Below are 21141 nucleotides of genomic sequence, written 5' to 3'. Positions count from 1 at the left end.
TCGGGGTGGCAGGATTCGAACCTGCGACCTCCTGCTCCCAAAGCAGGCGCGATAACCGGGCTACGCTACACCCCGAGGTGTTTATGTTATGTCTCTTTTCCGGTATTTTAAGAAACGTTGCGGAGAGACGGGGACTCGAACCCCGGCGACAGTTACCCGTCGACAGATTAGCAATCTGCTCCATTACCACTCTGGCACCTCTCCTAACTTTATATTATGAACTTGCGCAATCGTTTTTGCGGTTGCAAATGTAAGCGATACTTAGGAACAACGCAACTATTTTTTTTACTTTTTTTTGAATTTTATTCTGGATATTCAATTCTCAAATGGTAAATATTTGCAAGCTTGCGTTTTAGCACTTTTTTTATTTTTTGAATTTCTTTAAAAGTAATGTTTGCATTTAAAAATTGCCCCTCTTCTATTTGCTTATCTATAATATTTTCAACGAAAGCATCTATTTTTGTAGATGTAGGTTCCTTTAAGCTTTTTGACGCAGCCTCAATGCTATCACACATCATTAAAATAGCGGTCTCTTTACTGAAAGGCTTAGGTCCTGGATAACTAAAATCTGCAGGATTTGGTTCAATATCAGATTCTTCATATTCCTTTTTCTCTTTCACATAAAAGTAATACACCATATTCGTGCCATGATGTGTACGTATAAAATCAATAACACGATCGGGCAAATTATTTTTTTTAGCTATTTCAATTCCATTTATAACATGATCAATTATTATTCGAGCACTTTCTTTTGGTGATAATTCGTCATGTGGATTTATGCCTGTTGATTGATTCTCTGTGAAATAAGTTGGATTCTTCATTTTTCCTATATCATGATATAATGCCCCAACCCGAACCAGCATAGCATTAGCTCCAATTTCATTAGCCGAGGCTTCTGCCAGGTTGGCCACGTTTAAAGAATGATGAAACGTGCCTGGTGCTTTATTAGATAGTTCTTTCAATAACTTAGAATTCGTATCCGAAAGTTCTAACAACGAAACATCGCTTACCAATCCAAAAATTCGTTCATAGGCATATATTAGAGGCTGTACGAATAATGTTGCTAAACCACCCAATATAAACCACTTAAACATTTCCCATTTTATGGTTTCAATACTACCTTCATGAATTAAGAAAAAGGCAAAATACGCCACGATATATATCAACGTTATTTGCCCTACCGAAATAAACAGATTGGCGCGTTTATAGAGCTCGGAAACCGTTAAAATAGTAACAATTCCAGCTATAATTTGAAGAAACGTATATTCGTAACTATTAGGAACAATAAACCCTAAAAGCAGCACAGTAATAACGTGTGCAAACATACCTAATCTGGCATCGAAAAAAGCCTTAAAAACAAGTGGTAAAATACAAATAGGCACGACGTAAACAAACTCTGAATTATAATTTACAACCAGAGTTGTTATAAAAACCATTAAAAAAATATTAAAGAAAATGAACGTGACTTTAGTATTATTTTCAAAAACTTCAATTCGGTATTTTTGTAAAAACAACAGGAGCATTAACAAGGCCAACGCTACCAATAAGGTATATGCAAAAATAATCCAATTATAATTGGATTTCGTCCAGACCTGCGATTCAAACTCCGACTCTAACGATTTTAATATTTGATATTTATCTCCTTCAATAACCTCTCCTTTAGAAATGATTAAAGTTTCTTTGGCGATGCTTCCTCTGGTATAGGCAATTTTATTTAATTCTTCTTCTAATGCTTTATCGGTAAACGACTTATCGAAAATTAAATTTGGCTCAATAATATCAAAAAACAAAGAGGTAAAACTCGTTCTATAGGCCTCCAAATCTTGTTCTATTAATACCTTATTAATTATTGCTGTTACCGCATCGAGTTTTATTAACTCCGAAAAGAAACCGTCTTTAACAACGGTACGGTCTTCTAAAAGCGCAATTATTCTTGTATCAGGATACTCGTAAGTTTCATTTAATATTCCGAAAGCATATAATTCTTCTATAATATCAATGCCTGTATTGTAAACTTTATTATAGGCTCGATTTGATAATGAATCGGAAAATATGGCTTTAAACTGTCCTGAATAGCGTTCTTTTACTTGTGGTTTTACAGACTGGTCTAAATCAAAATACAGTACCGAATTATCAATAATTTCCTGTTTTTCGGTCTGTATTTCTTCATCTGTTTTTTTTATAGCAAAATCGAAAGGCGCATATAAGTTTTCAGATTGCCACGGTTTTCCCTTTTCAAAATTGTATCGAAATTTTCCACTTTTTGGGAATAGATATACAATTAAAAACGAAGTACACAAAAACAATAAGCCTTTGTAAATCAGCGAGTGGTTTTTGTACAGTTTATTTATTAGGTCTTTCATTTACAGTATTAAGTAAATCAAATGTAATAAAATTATAAACTTTTATACCTTTTATAATGCATGAATCCTTATCATGTTTATTAAAAAATCATTAATTTCGCAGGTAATAAGACAAACATTTTATAATGAATAATGATGTAGTAATTGTTTCTGCAGCCAGAACACCTATAGGTAGCTTTTTAGGAGCATTATCAACTCTTCCTGCTCCAAAATTAGGCGCTGTAGCCATTAAAGGAGCCTTGGATAAAATAGGTTTAAAGCCAAATATGGTGGACGAGGTTTTAATGGGAAATGTAGTACAAGCCGGAACAGGCCAAGCGCCTGCCAGGCAAGCTGCTATTTATGCCGGAATTCCTGACACTGTGCCGTGCACTACTGTTAATAAAGTATGTGCATCGGGTATGAAAGCCGTTATGCAGGGGGCGCAAGCTATTGCTCTTGGTGATGCTGAAATTGTAGTTGCTGGAGGTATGGAAAACATGAGTTTAATACCGCATTATTTACATGCTCGAACAGGCACTAAATTTGGTCCAGCCAGCTTAGTTGATGGCATGCAAAAAGATGGCTTAGTTGACGCTTACGACCAAAACGCTATGGGCGTTTGCGCCGATGCGTGTGCTATAGAATATAATTTTAGTCGAGAAGAACAAGACGCTTTCGCTATTCAATCTTACAAACGCTCCGCTGAAGCTTGGGATACAGGAAAATTTGATAATGAGGTGGTTCCTGTTGAAGTACCTCAGCGACGCGGAGATGCCATAACCGTATCTAAAGACGAGGAATACACTAATGTAAAACTCGAAAAAATACCACAATTACGTCCAGCTTTTAGTAAAGAAGGAACGGTAACGGCCGCGAACGCTTCAACCATTAACGATGGTGCCGGTGCTGTTATTTTAATGAGCGCAGAAAAAGCAAAGCAGTTAGGCTTAACCCCTTTAGCTACAATAAAGAGTTATGCCGATGCTGCACAGGAGCCAAAATGGTTTACCACAGCACCTGCAAAAGCTTTACCTAAAGCCTTGGAAAAAGCTGGTATTACATTAAAAGATGTTGACTTTTTTGAATTTAATGAAGCGTTTTCTGTTGTTGGCTTGGCCAATATGAAAATTCTTGGTTTAAACGATGCTAATGTTAATGTTAACGGTGGTGCTGTTTCTTTAGGTCATCCTCTTGGGTGTTCTGGAGTTCGAATTATCATTACATTATTAAATGTTTTACAACAAAACGATGCTAAAATTGGTGCAGCCGCTATATGTAACGGCGGCGGAGGTGCATCAGCAATTATCATAGAACGTAATTAAGTTTAATGCAATACGGAATTTGTAATTTAAGCATTGTTCCTTTAAGAAGAGACCCGTCTGATGCCAGCGAATTGGTTACTCAGGTACTATATGGTGACTTTTTTAAAGTCCTAGAACAACGCAAAAACTGGAGTAAAATAAGATTATCTTTCGATAAGTATGAAGGTTGGATCGATAACAAACAATATGTTTCAATATCGGCTACCGATTACAACAATTTACAAAAAGCCCACCCCAGACTTTCTGTTGATTTGGTGGAATTTATTCAAGATCCTAACCATCAATTACATCCCATACTTTTGGGGTCTTCATTAAATGGTTTACCCATATTAAATCACACTCACGACGGAAATACTGTTTCTGGTAAAATGCCAAAAGAACACCTTATTGAAACAGCTTTCTTATATTTAAATTCCCCGTATTTATGGGGAGGCAAAACACCATTTGGCATCGATTGTTCAGGTTTTACTCAAATGGTATATAAACTTAATGGCTATAAATTATTACGAGATGCTTCACAACAGGCTACTCAAGGAGAACCTTTAAGTTTTATTGAAGAAAGTGAACCTGGGGATCTGGCATTTTTCGATAACCAAGAAGGTATCATAACTCATGTTGGCATTATTATGAGCGACAACTACATTATTCATGCGCATGGTAAAGTAAGAATTGACCGTTTGGATCATACAGGTATTTATAATGTCGATAAAAGAATGCATACGCATAAGCTTCGAGTTATAAAGAAAATTATATAAATTACAGATTTGATTACCAACAAATAAAGTTTAAGTTTATGGTTTCGTTATAATTCCTGAAATGAAACCAGTAAAATTTATTTTACCCATTATTGTAATTGCACAGTTTTTTTGCACATCGTTATGGTTTGCAGGAAATGCTGTTTTGGGTGATTTGGTAAAAAGTTTTAATCTTGACACTACTGTAGTCGGCCATTTAACATCAGCTGTGCAATTTGGTTTTATTATTGGCACACTCATATTTGCATTATTTACAGTATCAGATAGATATTCTCCTTCAAAAGTTTTTCTGTTTTGCGCCTTACTAGGGGCGTGTTTTAATTTAGGGACTACTTTAAATGGAAACAGCTTTATAAATATTGTACTTTTTAGATTTTTAACTGGATTTTGTCTTGCCGGAATTTATCCCGTAGGAATGAAAATCGCCGCAGATTATTTCGAAAAAGGACTAGGCAAATCCCTGGGGTTTTTAGTTGGTGCTCTTGTTTTAGGAACCGCATTGCCTCACCTATTAAAAGACTTAACACATGTGTATTCGTGGAGAGTTGTAATGTTATCTACATCATTGTTGTCTGTAATTGGTGGATTACTTATGGTTGTTTTTGTTCCCGACGGTCCTTTTAGAAAACCTGGAACAAAACTGGATTTAACAGCCACATTTAGTGTTTTTAAAAATACAAATTTCCGAGCTGCAGCATTTGGGTATTTTGGCCATATGTGGGAACTTTATACCTTTTGGGCCTTTGTACCATTCATAATTCAAACCTATATTAATATTAATCAAACCACCTCTTTTAATATTTCTTTGATTACCTTTTTTGTTATTGGAATTGGTAGCTTGTCTTGTATAATTGGTGGCTATATTTCTAATAATAAAGGTTCACAATATGTGGCCTTCCATTCCTTACTTTGTTCTGGATTATGTTGTTTGCTTAGCCCCTTCATATTTATGCTAAATGAATATTTATTTATTATCTATCTACTATTCTGGGGCATTGTTGTTATTGCCGACTCCCCACAGTTTTCAACTTTAGTAGCACAAAATACATCTTACGACACTAAGGGTACAGCCCTTACCATTGTTAATTGTATTGGTTTTGCTGTTACCATAATAAGTATTCAATTAGTTAGTAGTTTACAAAACACAATCAATCCAAAATTCATTTATTTAATTTTAATTTTAGGGCCAATACTAGGTTTAATAGCCTTAAAACAGATGCCTAAAAAACATTAAACTTTATTCTTATTCTTCCTCATTATCATCTATATATTTTTCAAATTGTGAGTTTTGAACCCTTGCATTACGTTTTACCTTATTCCTTAAGTTTTTTAATCGTTCTCGACGCAAACCTTTTAATAATGAAAAAGTCATTACCAATAATATTATAGCAAAAGGAAAGGCTGCCAACATAACTGCCGTTTGCAAGGTACCCAGCCCTCCTCCTATTAGTAACGAAATCGCTAATAAACCTTCAATTAATGCCCAAAAAATTCTTGTGCCAACAGGAGCATCTAATTTACCTCCAGTCGTTATAAAATCTACAACCAAGGAGCCACTATCACTCGAAGTCACAAAAAAGCTAATAATAAGTAGAATAGCAATTACACTGAGTATACTACTGAATGGAAAATTCTTCAACATTTCAAACAAAGCTGTTGAAATATCATTGCTTACCGCTCCAGAAATATTTGCAATTTCATTAAGTTCTAAATGGATAGCGGTAGATCCAAAAACGGTAAACCATAAAAATGAAAATAACGTTGGTAAAATAATTACTCCGGTTAAAAACTCTCTAATTGTTCGGCCTCTAGAAATTCGAGCTATAAAAATGCCAACAAAAGGACTCCAGGCTATCCACCAAGCCCAATAAAATATAGTCCAGTTATTTTGCCATTTTGTTTCAGCATAGACTTCGGTAAATGTTCCCAATTCAATTAAATTTTGTGCGTACATGCCAATATTTTCAATAAACGAGTCTAACAGGAACACGGTAGGCCCTATAATTAACATTAAAATCATAAAAATTACGGCTATTCTTATATTTAGCACACTTAATATTTTAACGCCCTTATCTAAGCCAGAAACAATTGAAGCTGTTGCTAGTAGCGTGGTTATTCCTATAAAAATGATTTGAGTTTTTACATTATTATCAATACCAAATAAAAAATTTAACCCAGCGCCTACCTGCTGTGCACCAAAGCCCAACGTGGTAGCCAAACCAAATAAACATGCTATTACGGCTAAAACATCGACAACATGCCCAAAAATACCATGTATTTTTTTACCCAATAAAGGAGCAAACAAAGATCTCACCGTTAGCGGTAACTTTCTATTAAAAGTGAAGAATGCAAACGCCAAAGCAATCATACCATACACCGCCCAAGGGTGCAAACCATAATGTAAAAAGGTAAATTTAAATGCTTGCCTAGCAGCATCTACTTCGTTATTTACCGGTATTGGCGGGGATGCAAAATGCTGAACAGGTTCTGCTACTCCATAAAAAATAAGCCCAATGCCCATTCCTGCAGAAAACAACATGGAATACCAAGCAAAATTACTAAAATCGGGTGAGGCACTTCGTCCACCTAATTTTATTTTACCAAATTTGCTAAAGGCTAATATGATCGCGACAACTAAAAGCGTATTAACTGTAAAAATAAAAAACCACCCTACCTTATCATAAATTAGATTTCTTAATTCTAGAAATACTTCACTTAATGGTTCCCCTAAGATGATTGCCACAGAAACAAACAATAGCACAATTAATGCAGCAGGAATAAATACAGGATAATGAAAATCAAATATTTTATTTTTCTTCAAATAAAATCGTTTTAAGATTAATAAATAATGGTGCTTTTTATGTGAGGACTATCACAAAAAAACATAAGTAAATAAAAGCTGCTTAAGTGACTACTTAAAAAAGAGGTACAGCAATATATAAATTTAAGTAATTTATTAGGGAATAGCAAATACAGACAAAATGGTTGAGTTAAACTTTCCCTATCCCATTTTCTCTATAAGATTATCCGCCATGTTAAACATGTCGGCCGTATGCTAAGACAAAAGCCTACTCTAACCCGGTTTATCTTACTCGTTTGCAATGCTATAAAGAACAGATGCTTTTCGTTATGCGTTTATCATTTAATAATAACAGCATAAGGAAGCAAGCAACATTTATGAATAAGTTGCCCAAAAAGTTCAATAAATTGACCAATTCATCCAACCTTTAAAAATGAATAATTAATACTTTTAACATGGAAAGAAACTAATAACCTAACTAAGTTAAGTAATAATAAATTTTTAATATTAAAATGATTAAATCATTACACTACCTTTTCTTTTTTCTTCTAATATTCAACCTGCAATTTTTAAATGCTCAAGCTCCGGTAAGACAAGAAATTGCAATAAACGAAAACTGGCAATTCGCAAAAGTTACTGAAACCGAAACTGATTCGATGGTAACAGGATGGCAAAATGTTAAGCTTCCACACACATGGAATGACAAGGATATGCAGATGGGTAAAGATTTTTATGAAGGTTATGCCTTTTACAAAAAAAAATTGTTTGCTGATAAAAATTGGTCAAATAAACGAACTTTTATTCGTTTCGAAGGTGCTGGGCAAGTGGCTGAGTTATTTGTTAATGGTCGTTATATTGGTAAACATGAGGGCTCTTATGCGGCTTTTATTTTCGATTTAACCTACGATTTAAACTTTGGTGAAGACAACACAATAGTTGTTAGAGTTAATAATAAGGCATCAAACAAAATTATTCCGGTTAACCATTTCTTATTTGGAATATACGGCGGTATTTATAGACCTGCTTCATTAATTATCACAAATAAAACTAACATTTCTACTACCGACTATACCTCTCCAGGCGTTTATATCTCTCAAAAAAATGTAAGCAAAGAACATGCTTCTATTCACATAAAAACAAAAATAGAAAGTATTGAAAAAAACGTACAGAAAATCACATTAGAAACATCCATTTTAGACACAAAAAACAATTTGATAGAAAAAGAAAAGTCAGACCTTCTACTTTCACCACAAGGAAGAAAAACTTTTAATCAGGAAATTGATATTGAAAATCCTCACCTTTGGCATGGTAAAAAAGATCCTTATTTATATAAAGTTGTTGTGCGCATTAAAGATGAAAATGGAAATCTTATAGACCAGGTTGAACAACCCTTAGGTATTAGAAAATTCGAAATAAGAGGCGGCAAAGGTTTTTATCTTAATAATGAAAAACAAAACATGTATGGTGTATGCAGGCATCAGGACTGGTTTGACTATGGCAATGCCCTTAGTAATTGGCAACATGATAAAGACCTTGAAATCATGAACGAGATGGGAGTTACTACTATTCGCTTTGCGCACTACCAACAATCGGAATACTTATATAGTAAATGTGATAGCATTGGCTTTATTATTTGGGCTGAAATTCCATTTGTTAATCGTATTAGTGGTGAAGAATCTGCAAATGCAAAATTACAAATGGAAGAATTGATTAAGCAGAATTTTAACCACCCTTCCATTTATACATGGGGATTACATAATGAAGTTTATTCTAAAAAACCATCAGATTATGGAGCGGTGTTAACACGTGACTTAAACGACATGGCTAAAAATATAGATCCAGACAGACCAACGGTAAGTGTTAATGGTTACGGTCATATGGATCACCCGATAAACCGAAATGCAGACATACAGGGCATGAATCGTTATTTCGGTTGGTATGAAGGCCATATGGGAGATATAAAAAAATGGGTTGAAGGTTTACAAAAAGAATACCCCAACCATAGTGTTATTTTATCGGAATATGGTGCTGGAGCAAATATAGAGCATCAATTAGAAAAAGCCCCTGAACGTGTTGGATATGGCGACGACTTTTTCCCTGAACAATATGCAACACGCTTTCATGAAACCCAATGGGGAGACATTGCTAATCAGGAATATTTAATCGCTTCGTATGTTTGGAATATGTTTGATTTTGGATTGCCACTTTGGTCCAGAGGAGGTGTTCCTGCAAGAAATCATAAAGGTCTGGTAACTTACGACCGTAAAAACAAAAAAGACTCTTATTTCTGGTACAAAGCAAACTGGAACAAAGAGCCCATGGTTTATATTTCAGACCGAAGAGCCACTACCAGAACATCCTCGATTACCGATATTCATGTTTATTGTAATTCTGAAATCCCCATTCTGAAAATAAATGGGAAAAAGCATAAAAAACAGGAATCAGGTAAAACTGAAGTACATTATATTTTTAAAAACGTTACACTCAAGTCTGGCAAAAATAATATAGAAGTTACATCAGGAAAAACCTTAAAAGACTCGGTAATATGGACTTTAAAATAAAAACACGACTAGGTGGCTTTTTCATTGTAATTTTAAACTTCAACATGGTAATCTCATGCGGACTTAAACCATTAAAAGTTAACGAACCAAAAACGGTTACCGATGCGGTAGGAATAGAAATGAGTAGTACAAATGACTCGATAACCTTAAAATACGGAGCACAATATATCGGCAAACGTCAGGATGCTGAAATGAAAAAGTTCAGGGCAAATAGATTGGGGCAATTCATCCATTGGGGATTATATTCTATACCCGGCGGTGAATGGAATGGAACGACATATCTGGGAGCGGCAGAATGGCTTGCTAATTTTGCAAAAATACCTAATGCAACCTGGGATTCCCTTCAATATCAATTCAATCCTAATAAATTCAATGCCGTGCAATGGGCAAAAATGGCTAAAGCATCAGGTTTTAAATATGTTACAATTACGACAAAACATCATGAAGGTTTTTGTCTTTGGCCAAGTGAATTTACAGAATTTGATATTGAAAACACCCCTTATAAAAAAGACCTGTTAAAAGAATTTGTTGACGCGTATACAGAAGCCGGTATAGACGTTTATTTTTATTATTCAATTCTTGACTGGCATCATAAAGACTGGCGTTACGACATTAAAAACCAAGCTGATAGTCTTGCTTTTTCAAAGTATTTCGAATTTGCTAAAAATCAACTTTTGGAACTTCAACAAAAATACCCTGAGGTTAAAGGCTTTTGGTTTGATGGTACTTGGGACGCCTCCTGGAAAAAAAATGGGAAATATTCATACGACATTCAAAAAGCATTAAAGGAAGTAAACCCAAATGTAATAGTTAACAGTAGGTTGAGAGCCGACGATTTTGGAAGCAGGCATTTCGATTCGAATGGCAATTTGATGGGCGATTACCAGTCTGGCTACGAACGTTATTTACCAGCAAAAAATGACACCTTAATTACTAAGATCGATTGGGAAGCTTGCATGACCATTCCTGTAAACCAATGGGGCTACCACAAGGATTGGAGTTTAAGTCACGTAAAATCTGCTAATGAAATTCTGGAACTTATTGTAAAAACGGTTTCGTTAGGAGGAAATTTTCTTTTAAACTATGGCCCTAAAGGAGATGGAACTTTTCGTAATGAAGAATTAGAAATATCAAATTCTATTGGAAATTGGATGTCTAAATATGCAGATAAAGTTATTTATTATGGCGACTATGCCAATTTAAAACCTCAGGATTGGGGGTATTATGTTAAAAACACAAATAGCGGAAAATTTTATGGAGTCGTTTTTAACCTTCCTCTTTCAAAACTATTAAAAATTGAGCTCCCCAATGGAAAAAAGCTTAAAGTAGTAAATTTTGAAACTGAAAAACTCGAATATCATCATCATGATAAGATGGGATATTTTATTTCATTACCAGAAAACACACCAAATGAACCTTTTATATTTGAGATTTTAATGGAATAACACCAACAAAAAAAAGCAGCTATACTCACATAGCTGCTCTTCCTCACTAAAACTATAAGAACACCAAATTCTTAATTTGCTAAACCTAAGTACCAAGAGGTGATATTACAAAAGAAATTTCCGTTTTGCGTTGCCACCTCTCCTATTGATATATCTGAACTCTCGTCCAATACGAAATCTACGTTATATGTTCCTGGGCCTCCTATGCGTTGGAATCCGATAACTTCACTTGCTGTTTCAACATCTGCAACATTTGGCAAACCACCATTCCCTTTAGTAATAACAAAATATGCTCCATCTGGATTAGTATCATGATTTGTACTCAGCACCTCTATGGTTAATCTGTAATTTGCTGGTTCTGCTGCAATAACCTGATGAATTTTTCCTTCTACAATGTATGGAGACCCCCAGCCTGATTCTAAATTAAAAATATTACCATTCCATTCGTCCCAGCCTCCTAAACCACCATGATTTTTGGCAGCATCGTTGGTTATCCATGGCTCGGCTAAAGTTCCCCATCTACCACTAGTTTCTGATGCGACAAAGGGAATGGCTGCATTTCCTAATACTGGTAACACAAACGGTTTATGGTTAACATATTCGGTATATATGGTATCTAAACTTAAGGGAGAATACACATAATAAGAACGATGTTTCAACGTAGATCCGCTCATAAAATCTATTATATTCAAATCTTCTTGACTAGCATTTATTTCTAATTCAACCTCTTGACCTGTATTATTAGTATAAATTAACTCGGTTCCTAAAATTCCTGTTGTGGCATCTGCAGGCGCAAAGGCTAAACTCAAATTACTATCGAATAAATCACTAAAAACTAATTCTCGATTCTCTAATCCCTCAACAAATGTAGCACCATACACTTCGGTCCCTGCACTTACTAAATCTGAAACCTTTCCTTGAGCATCTACTGTTTTAGCTTCAAAAATGTATAGCTTCTCTTCAAGATTATCTATTTGTACGGAAATTGCCCCATTAGTTACCGGAACGGTTACAGATTCCGCTTGGTTGTTCCAGTAGATTATAACTTCAGACACACTATTGTCATCGATTATGCCTTCAATCAAAACCATGTTTAAACCAGGTCTAACTACAAACGATTTTAAATCTCCTAATGCATCATCATAATTATTTACATCTGGATAATCTTCAGATCCACATGACATCACACCTAAAAAAACAGAAAAGAAGAGTAGTATTAATGCATAATTAAGTTTAATTTTCATTTTTAATTGTTTAGTTGTTGGTAATAGTTGTTATATAAGACATAAAAGTATTCTTAACTTATAGATTTACCATCCTGTAGTATCCTGTGATTATAAAAAATTAGAGCTGACAAACCACAGAATATTAGTTAAATATCATTATTTATTTCACTATTCTTCTTATATTAATATTTAAAATCTTTTTAATGCAGGCATGACAATTGTCATAATTTTTAAGGAGGACTATTTTTAACTTTATACTACATTTAAAACTAATTACTCATGAAACATATATTATTACCAACAGACTTCTCAGACAATGCATGGAATGCCGTTGTTTACGCTCTTAAGCTTTTTGCCGATGAGCCTACCACTTTTTATATTTTAAATTCGGTTACAATCCAATCTGCTTCTTACTCTAGTTTATCAAGTAAACTTATTGAAACCATGAAGGAAGAAGGTAAAAAAGGCTTACAGGAACTAAAAAAACTTACTGAAAGCTGCGATAAGAATGCTAACCATGAATTTAAAATACTGCAAAGCACTGAGGATTTATTAACCTCGATGCGCAAATTGGTTAAGGAGAAAAAAATCGACCTCATAATTATGGGAACAAAAGGTGCTTCAGGGGCTAAAGAATTTTTCTTTGGCAGCAACACCGTTCAAATTGTTAATCATATTCATGATTGTCCTGTTTTAGTTATCCCTGAAAATTCCGATTTTAATGCCATAAAGCAAGTCGCCTTCCCCACAGATTTTAACAGAACTTACAGTGAGACAGAACTTGCTCCTATTAAAGAATTAGCAGATTTGTTTAACGCTAAAATTAGAGTAGTTCATATAAATGTAGAAGAAAAATTAAGCGACAAACAGGAAAGTAATTTAGCCGAGCTTAAAAAGCTTCTAGCTGATTACGACCATAGTTTCCACTGGATGCCTAATTATGCAAATAAGGCCTCTGAAATTAACGATTTTATTAAGGAACTTGATATTGACGCCTTAACTATGGTGAATTACAAACATAGTTTTATTGAGGATATATTAAAAGAACCCGTAATTAAGCGTATCGGGTTTCACCCAACGGTTCCTTTTTTGGTTATCCCAAAATAAAGAGTATTATAATTAATAGTCACGCTTCAATAGCATAAAGCGAACAATACCTAAAAAAATATGTTTGCTTTATGCTTTTTTTTTTATGGAATTAGATTGAAACTACTCTAATTCTAAAAAAAAATAATTGCTAGTTTTCTTGCTATATTTTTTGAATAATTTACCATTTATTCTTTATACTAAACACCGCTCATTAAATGATCAATTTTAGTACATTTATAACGGCATTAGTATGCTTTTTTGTTATTCTCTTTTTAAATTAGGCGTTATATGAACAAATATTTTATTATTGTTGTGGTTTTGTTGGTTAATACAATTTACTCGAGCGCTCAAGATAGCATTGTAAACAAAACATCTCATACAAGACAAGAATTACCGAATTGGTATTCTCATAAATATGAAATTCATGCTGGCGCTTTTTTTCCTTTAAACAATACGCAAGTTAGAGTTGGAAGCACAACGAGTGGAAAGGGCTCTTTATTAGATCTTGAAGACAATTTAGGGTTTTCAAAATATACCACTTCCTTTTATGGAACATTTTCATGGCAGGTTTCGAAACGATCCAGATTCGACTTGAATTATTTCTATTTAAGCCGTTCTTCACGCTACACTATTGATAAGGATATTGTTTTTGGCGAAAACACCTATAATGCCGATGCCCAAATTGAGGCTTTTTTTAATACTCAAATTTTACGATTTTCTTATGGTTATGCTATATTTAATAAACCAAAGTATCAAATAGGGGCTTTAATTGGAACTCATATTTTGTTTGGAAATATTGGATTACGTGCAGAAACCAATGTTGGTTCGGGAGAAATAAAAGACAATTTAGATTTTACGGCACCGCTTCCCGATTTAGGGCTATGGAACAAATTTTTAATTAGTAAAAAATTAGCCCTTTACAGTAATATGAATTACTTATCACTAAAAATAAATAACATTTCAGGAAGAATACTTAGTTACAACGCTTCAGTTTCATATAGTCTTATACCCAATTTAAATTTAAATCTGGGTTATACTGGACTAAACTTTAGAGTAGATATTGAAAAAGAAAGGTTAAACGGATTTTTAAAATGGGGATATAATGGGCCAACCATTACCGCCATGTATTCTTTTAACTAAGTAGCACTATAATTCCCAACCAAAAGTAGCTTGCAACACATAATCGTCCTTAGACGCATCTTGAACTGGCCTGTTATCAAAGTTATAAGTAACTCCAAACTTTACAAAAAAGTCGTATGGCAAATCGTATTTCAAGTCTAGCTTGTAATCTAATCTAAAACGACTACCTTCAGTAATACTAGGATAGGCGATAATATTAGTTAACAAATCGAAATCTTTAACGTCGAATAGATTGAGCTCTAACGATCCAAAAGCCTCTAAACTATTACGTGTTGTATTTAAGTCGTCGTTAAATCTCTCGTTGTTAAGCGCTAAACCGGCAACAGCTCCAAAATACATATAATTGGTATGAATAAAATAACTACCAAATCCCACTCTATTATTAAATCGATATTCAATTTTTTGTTCATCGTTAGCTAAGTATTCTGAATTGAACAAAGCAATCATATCGTTCTTTAAATAATAGGTAAACCTAATATTGGCATCTGTACGGTGTATTTCATTACTACCATCTTGTTTACTTCTCACCGAATTGTAGCTTCCGCTTAATTGCCAATAGTTTGCAGTGTAACCAAACGTACTTCGCACATTTAACTGTCTGAGGTTATTACTTTTAGTCAAGTTAAATCCCACAGATAAAGAGGCATCTAAACGTGACATAAAATTAGATTTTATTGATTTTATAAAAACGATATCGCTTATATTTACAATTATACCTCCTCCAATATCATTTAATTTTACTTTCCCTTTCGCTCCCGCGGACCCAAAAGAGGTATTATGACGGTTTCCATTTTTTAAAGTCACAAGAAACATCTGGTTACCACTTATTTCTGCAACCTCTAGCCAAGTTATCTTAAAGTCTGAATCACTATAATCGGTTTCAATACCTAATACCCCATTTTGCATACTTTTAATTTCGCCGATAATTCGGTTGTTGTTTTTTAAAACTAATGTATCATTTTGAGCGTAGGTATTATGAATTACAAACATTATTAACAGCATAAAAGCACTTTTTAATAATGTCATTAAACGATGCTTGAATTCTACCTTAAAATTAAACTTAACCGGACTCATAATCAACTTTTAAATAAATAAAACAGCTTGAATTAATTACACTTCTTTTTATTTGCCCTTTCTTCCTAACGGAATATTGGCATATACAGCCCATTGCTGGTGATTTTGATTGCCTTCTCCTTTTATTACATCACTAAAACCGCCATAATATCGAACTCCTACTGAAGTTGTTTTTAACGGTGCAATGTAATACCCTATACCTACCTGCCAACCAAAATTCCAGGTATTAACCATATTTTTAATATTTCTTTTTAATTCTAAATCCCCTTCAGCTGTACTCACTTCAAAAACATCTGTAGCCTTAATTCGCATTGAAACTTGCGGTCCTGCCTCAACATAAACTCCAATATTAGTTAAATACTGAATACTAATAGGAATACTTAAATACTTTATCTCTCTGGACACCTTCCCACCTGAATACAAATCATCTAAAGCCTCATCACCTAATGAATATACAGGAATATCTCCTGCGCCTCGGGTGTACTTGGCCAACATCTCGGTTTGTGCCCTAAACTTATCACTTAATTTATAATTAAAGTTTAACCCAAGGTTAAATGAGTTTAAACTACCTGATTCATCTAAATTTGAAATGTCATTCCATGAATAATTTAAATGCACCCCAAAAATTAATTTTTCAGAATTTAAATCGTCTCCAAATATTAACCCTAATAAAATTTGAGACTGCGCCTGATGACTCACTAAAGTGAGTATAACAAACAATAACCCAAGTATTATTTTTTTTATCATTTTTTCTTGAATATAGATTCAAACCTGTAGTTCAACATAATTAAAAATGAAGTACGCTTGCCAAAGGTTCCAATTTCTGTACGTAACTGCCAATGTTTATTGTGCTGGTATTGTGCTCCAAAAACCATGTTCCAACGCTTCGCAAGTTCCTTATCTAATTTATAGGTAATTGTGGAATCACTTACATCAACACCATTTAAATAATCATCCACTCTATCAATAATTTGGTTGGCTATTACTTTTTGTGCTAAAGGAAGCCCATCGGCCCACTCTTCAAGTCGTCCAATAAAATTGTCTTGTAGCTCACCTGCGCCATTAGGAAACAAATCCGCAATATTTATGCTTCCATTTGTATCGCCTTTAATATTTTGATTAAACGCTCCAAACCAAACGGCAATACCGCGATCGGCTCTTCTCGGATTTACAAAATTATGTCCTAAACGAATATCTAAATTACGCGCAGGTACAGGTTCTACCAAGGCATCGACATTAGCGAAATTAAAATTGTTATCTACGACAAAAAATACAGGGCCAAAACCTCCTGCAAACGTAAAACCGAAACCAAAACTAGTTACGTTAAAATGTTGAATGGTTGAAAAATCTACAGGGCGAACCAAAGGAACAGCAGTGGAGCTATTACCCACACCAAAAATAGTATACACATTTAAAAAAGGAAAAACCCACATATCGGGTCTAATAGTAAAGGCCTCTGTGCTAGATTCGACCGTACCAAATTTAATAAATCCACTTAAATCAACTTGTTCAGAATCATTAAAACCAATTAGAGTCCGTTTAATATTAACATCTTGTACTTGCGAGTAATAAGCTGTACTTACCCCATATGTAAATGGTATATCGAACCCTCTTTTGTAAGCCTTTTTTGCCAACAACGGAAATGTATACGGGTAATCCCTATTCTTTAAACTATCGTGATATTTTTTGTGAAATGGGTTGGGTTCTTTTGATGCGTATTGGGCGTAAACTTCATGGTTAAACATTAAAGAAACTATACTTATCGCCAGTATTTTTATAACAATATTTGATTTTACTAAGAAAACCGAAGGTAATTTTAATAGCATAAGCAAGTTGTATTTGTCTACTTAAATCTAAGAAAAAAATCACAAAAGAATAAGTAAAACCATTTATAACTTCATTTTAATAAACAATTTAGAAGTATTTTAAGGACACCATACAAATTATTACGAGTACATTTTGCTTCCTGATAAATAAAAAATCTCCTTATATCTGGTTTGTTAAATTCTTAATAACAATTTTGTTTTTAGCCATTATTACAGGTAAAAAACAGTTGTTTTTGATAAAAATTCAATTCCTTAAAATTAATGTTCAAAATAATTTTTCAATAGCTAAATTTGCCCTTTGAAGCATTTTAAAAGCAATTCGGTTTATGAGAAAACTTAATGAGTTTATATGGGAAACGCACGGTATACATGCGGGTACAGAACAAGACCATGTTAAACATGGTATTGACAAGTTGGAAGATATTATTGATAAGGCTATTGAAGCCAAACACCCAAGTATTACTTTTATTATTCACTCCCCGCGTTTAACAAGTTTTCGTTATACAGCCGAACGTGAAACCAATGTAAAGTTTATTAGAGGAAATCGTTCATATCTAAATTATCCAAAACGTATTGCTAACCTTCGTAAAAAGTATGAAGGACAAATAAATATTAAATATGGCGTAGAATTGGAATGGATGGGACCTGAGTTAGGTTTACAATGGAGCCGATCTAAAATATTTCAAGCCGAAGATGCCGATTACGTTATTGGTTCGGTACATTTTGCTCCTGAAGGCTTACCTTACGACGGATCTAAAGAAGAAGCCATGGAGCTTTTAAAGCTTCGCGGAAGTCTTGAAGCATATTGGGATGGGTATTTTAATGAAATGATTCAAATGATTGAATCCTTCGGAGACATGATTCAAATAATTGGTCATATCGATTTACCCAAATTAAATGTAGATATGCCTGAAGCATTAATAAATTTTGAAACCAGTGCTCACCCGCTAGCTAACAAATTTAGAACGCTTTTAGAGCTTATTGCCGACCGAAATTTAGCTTTAGATGTGAATATGGCGGGTAAATTTAAAGGTGTAGGTGTATATCCTGTACAAAGTATTTTAAGACGTGCCAAAGAATTACAAATTCCAGTTTGTGTAGGTACCGACACGCACCATGTGCGCTACTATGGCCTAAACTTTAAAGAAAGTTTAGAATATATTCAGGAGGCTGGATATGAAAGCTACGTAAGCTATTCTAAATTAATTCCTGAAAACCGTACTATATACGACGATCATGACTTAAAAGTAAAGTATACCGTATTAAATAAAGGTATTGAGCTATTAAACCAGCGATTAGATAGCGAACAACGTCGCATTATTCCCGACTTTTCATTTGGCGGTTCATTTGCTGAGTTTGTTGAGCTTTACAAGGGGTCGACCAGTATGGGAGAATATAATGCTATTAGAATTCGAAAATCAGGAAAGTCTATTACTGTTACCAATGAAATTCCTGAAAAACCAAAAAGAAAGGTAAACGGATTATTCTCTAAACATCTTGATAAACCGGGTGTTATATCGTCCTTATTCAACACATTGGCATCTGAGGGTATTAATGTGGAAACCGCTCGTTTAAAATCTAACAACGATGGCACTGCAGAAGCTTTTTTATCTATTAATGATGAAAATGGTAATGTAAAAACTGCCATTGATTTTATTAACGGAACAGATGCTGGGACTTTTACAAATTTAACTTATAAAGAAGATGCTGAGCTCCCAAAATACCATCGCGAGGGTGTTTACCTTTTAGAGATGGATGGTGTTAAATTAAATTTAGCTTTAAGTGAAAAAGTAATTGTTACTAAGCATCATAATGCGCCAGGGGTACTTCTTATATTACTATCTGCTTTAGCGTCTAAAAATATTAACATTATCGATTTAAGATTAGGAAAACTTAATAACGTAGGGTATTCTGCTTTAGCCGTTAATGGCGATAGTAATACCATTAATAATTTGCTTACTAAGTTAGGTGATCAATATTATGAAGCCAATTTAATTGAATTTCACAGTATGTAAATTTTCACGAAACATAAATATTTATCAAAAACATCTTGGTTGAAATAATTAAGGTGTTTTTTTTTTGCATTTATTTTTTCTCAGAATACGGCATCATTAGAAATGATGAATAGAAGAAAAAACAAAAAGCACGCTTCGAAAAGACGTGCTCAATGCCTCCTATGGTAAAGGATTAATAGCTCATCAAATTTATATATTTTATAATAAACTAAAATACGGAAAACCGTAACATGATATGTTTATTAAAAACGAATCCTAATACCTTCAAATACATTTTAATTTTAACATACTACACATCAATAACTTATACTTATTCATTAAGCTAAAATGTTTTTTGGCACGCTGTTTGTGTTTCATTAAGCGTAACACAAAAAAGATGCAATTATGAAAAAGTTTATATTCTTATTAGCAGGGTTAGCGCTTACAAGCTTTACCACAAATGCAACCACAACCAGCAACACAGAGCAAATAGAAACAACTATTTATAACAGAGGTTATGGTAATTCTTTCATATTTGTTGAAAACGGTATTGAATTTTCTGTTTTTAGAGACGGCCAATTCGATTTTAATATTCTAGGTAACAATACTCAGGTAAACGTTTCTGTAGGATCTCCAAATTTTAATTTTAGTTTTAACTCTGGTTACGACTACAACGCTTATGTTCAGTATGACGAATTTGGTGCTATTGTTCAAATTGAAAATACACCAATTTATTATGATTATTACGGCCGAGTAAGCCGCGTTGGAAATGTAAACATTAATTATAACAATTATGGTTTTGTAACCAGAGTTGGGGGCTTATATGTGCACTACAACCGTTATAACGTATTTTCACATTGCACTGGTTTTATAAATGTTTACAATAGACGTTATGTATACCGTCCATGGCACAGATACTACAGTATTCCTGCTCGTGATTACTGTGTTGTTTATAACAGACCTTACAGACAATATTATAAACCCGTACGTCATAGATATAACAGACCATATTATAACAATCACAGACCAAGAACATCGGTTGCAAACAGACATGGAAATGTAATTAAGCGTAATAGAAATTACGCTACAGTATATCGTAATTCAAGAAATGCTACAGTAAATAGAAATGCAAATAAGTCCTATGCAACCAATAATAACAGAAATAATTATTCACATAGAAATAATGCAGGTAATGGAAGAATTTATAAACCTGATGTAAAACGCAATATTAACAAAAAGAATAACGTTATTACCCGTAACAGTTCGGTTAGAAATAATTCAACAAGAAATTATAAAAATAATCGGATTGTAAATAAACCAAACAACAGTAATCAACGTATATATAGAAGTAACAATTCAAATAATAGAAAATCACCTCAAGTCGTTCAAAGAACTTCAAACAATACAAGAGGTACGCAACATAGAAGCACGAGTGTAAAAAGAAGCTCAAATAATAAACCTGTAGCTTCAAACAGTAGAAATAATCGTGCTAGTAACAATACAAGATCGTCTAATTCAATTCACAGACGTTCATAAAAATTTTTGGTTGGTTAGTTTAGAAATC

15 protein-coding genes and 2 tRNA genes are annotated in these 21141 nt (G+C 33.7%); 9 read left to right on the top strand and 8 right to left on the bottom strand.

From position 1 onward, the window contains the following. The 3 genes from ICJ83_RS15840 to ICJ83_RS15830 all read right to left on the bottom strand — a co-directional run bounded on the left by ICJ83_RS15840 (position 1) and on the right by ICJ83_RS15830 (position 2363). Positions 1-75 (bottom strand) — tRNA-Pro (locus tag ICJ83_RS15840). Between the two features lie 45 nt (positions 76-120). Next, a tRNA-Ser gene (locus tag ICJ83_RS15835) sits at positions 121-204 on the bottom strand. A 98-nt stretch (positions 205-302) separates the two neighbouring features. Continuing rightward, positions 303-2363, bottom strand: coding sequence for an HD family phosphohydrolase (locus ICJ83_RS15830; protein ID WP_188231384.1), 2061 nt, complete (start codon positions 2361-2363; stop codon positions 303-305). Positions 2364-2488: 125 nt separating this feature from the next. Here ICJ83_RS15830 and ICJ83_RS15825 point away from each other — a divergent pair, with 125 nt between their 5' ends. From ICJ83_RS15825 to ICJ83_RS15815, 3 genes are all read left to right on the top strand, one after another. After that, positions 2489-3667: an acetyl-CoA C-acyltransferase gene (locus tag ICJ83_RS15825; protein WP_188231383.1), complete on the top strand. Its 1179-nt coding sequence runs from the start codon at positions 2489-2491 to the stop codon at positions 3665-3667. 5 nt (positions 3668-3672) lie between these two features. Continuing rightward, positions 3673-4422 carry a C40 family peptidase gene (locus tag ICJ83_RS15820; RefSeq protein WP_188231382.1) on the top strand — a complete coding sequence of 250 codons (750 nt, stop codon included), beginning with the start codon at positions 3673-3675 and terminating at the stop codon, positions 4420-4422. Between the two features lie 61 nt (positions 4423-4483). Continuing rightward, positions 4484-5656: an MFS transporter gene (locus ICJ83_RS15815; protein ID WP_188231381.1), complete on the top strand. Its 1173-nt coding sequence runs from the start codon at positions 4484-4486 to the stop codon at positions 5654-5656. A 9-nt stretch (positions 5657-5665) separates the two neighbouring features. On the opposite strand, the gene ICJ83_RS15810 is transcribed toward ICJ83_RS15815, so the two are convergent. Next, positions 5666-7243, bottom strand: coding sequence for a BCCT family transporter (locus ICJ83_RS15810; RefSeq protein WP_188231380.1), 1578 nt, complete (start codon positions 7241-7243; stop codon positions 5666-5668). Between the two features lie 491 nt (positions 7244-7734). Between ICJ83_RS15810 and ICJ83_RS15805 the strand changes: the two genes are divergently transcribed. Together ICJ83_RS15805 and ICJ83_RS15800 are read left to right on the top strand one after the other, a co-directional pair. Next, complete coding sequence (locus ICJ83_RS15805) at positions 7735-9783, top strand: glycoside hydrolase family 2 protein (protein WP_188231379.1); 2049 nt, start codon at positions 7735-7737, stop codon at positions 9781-9783. Further along, positions 9768-11228 (top strand): alpha-L-fucosidase, encoded by a 1461-nt coding sequence (locus tag ICJ83_RS15800; protein WP_223154814.1) that lies wholly within the window; start codon positions 9768-9770, stop codon positions 11226-11228. The genes ICJ83_RS15805 and ICJ83_RS15800 overlap by 16 nt, the downstream gene beginning before the upstream one ends. 71 nt (positions 11229-11299) lie before the next feature. On the opposite strand, the gene ICJ83_RS15795 is transcribed toward ICJ83_RS15800, so the two are convergent. Next, positions 11300-12472 (bottom strand): DUF4998 domain-containing protein, encoded by a 1173-nt coding sequence (locus ICJ83_RS15795; protein ID WP_188231378.1) that lies wholly within the window; start codon positions 12470-12472, stop codon positions 11300-11302. Positions 12473-12733: 261 nt separating this feature from the next. Between ICJ83_RS15795 and ICJ83_RS15790 the strand changes: the two genes are divergently transcribed. Together ICJ83_RS15790 and ICJ83_RS15785 are read left to right on the top strand one after the other, a co-directional pair. Beyond that, positions 12734-13561 carry a universal stress protein gene (locus ICJ83_RS15790; protein ID WP_188231377.1) on the top strand — a complete coding sequence of 276 codons (828 nt, stop codon included), beginning with the start codon at positions 12734-12736 and terminating at the stop codon, positions 13559-13561. 270 nt (positions 13562-13831) lie between these two features. Next, complete coding sequence (locus ICJ83_RS15785; protein WP_188231376.1) at positions 13832-14683, top strand: hypothetical protein; 852 nt, start codon at positions 13832-13834, stop codon at positions 14681-14683. A 6-nt stretch (positions 14684-14689) separates the two neighbouring features. Here the strand turns inward: ICJ83_RS15785 and ICJ83_RS15780 are convergent, their stop codons facing one another. From ICJ83_RS15780 to ICJ83_RS15770, 3 genes are all read right to left on the bottom strand, one after another. Next, a complete protein-coding gene (locus ICJ83_RS15780) occupies positions 14690-15709 on the bottom strand; it encodes a DUF481 domain-containing protein (protein ID WP_188231387.1) in 1020 nt (339 codons plus the stop codon). Positions 15710-15805: 96 nt separating this feature from the next. After that, positions 15806-16504 carry a porin family protein gene (locus ICJ83_RS15775; protein WP_188231375.1) on the bottom strand — a complete coding sequence of 233 codons (699 nt, stop codon included), beginning with the start codon at positions 16502-16504 and terminating at the stop codon, positions 15806-15808. Beyond that, positions 16501-17583 (bottom strand): hypothetical protein, encoded by a 1083-nt coding sequence (locus ICJ83_RS15770; protein ID WP_223154813.1) that lies wholly within the window; start codon positions 17581-17583, stop codon positions 16501-16503. The genes ICJ83_RS15775 and ICJ83_RS15770 overlap by 4 nt, the downstream gene beginning before the upstream one ends. A 326-nt stretch (positions 17584-17909) precedes the next feature. Here ICJ83_RS15770 and ICJ83_RS15765 point away from each other — a divergent pair, with 326 nt between their 5' ends. Together ICJ83_RS15765 and ICJ83_RS15760 are read left to right on the top strand one after the other, a co-directional pair. After that, positions 17910-19598 carry a histidinol-phosphatase HisJ family protein gene (locus ICJ83_RS15765; RefSeq protein WP_188231374.1) on the top strand — a complete coding sequence of 563 codons (1689 nt, stop codon included), beginning with the start codon at positions 17910-17912 and terminating at the stop codon, positions 19596-19598. A 384-nt stretch (positions 19599-19982) separates the two neighbouring features. Further along, positions 19983-21113, top strand: coding sequence for a hypothetical protein (locus tag ICJ83_RS15760; RefSeq protein WP_188231373.1), 1131 nt, complete (start codon positions 19983-19985; stop codon positions 21111-21113). Positions 21114-21141: the final 28 nt, after the last annotated feature.

The sequence above is a fragment of the Aestuariibaculum sediminum genome (assembly GCF_014596945.1).
In the GTDB taxonomy this organism is placed as follows: Bacteria; Bacteroidota; Bacteroidia; order Flavobacteriales; family Flavobacteriaceae; genus Aestuariibaculum; species Aestuariibaculum sediminum.
This window is presented reverse-complemented; position numbering and strand designations above follow the sequence as displayed.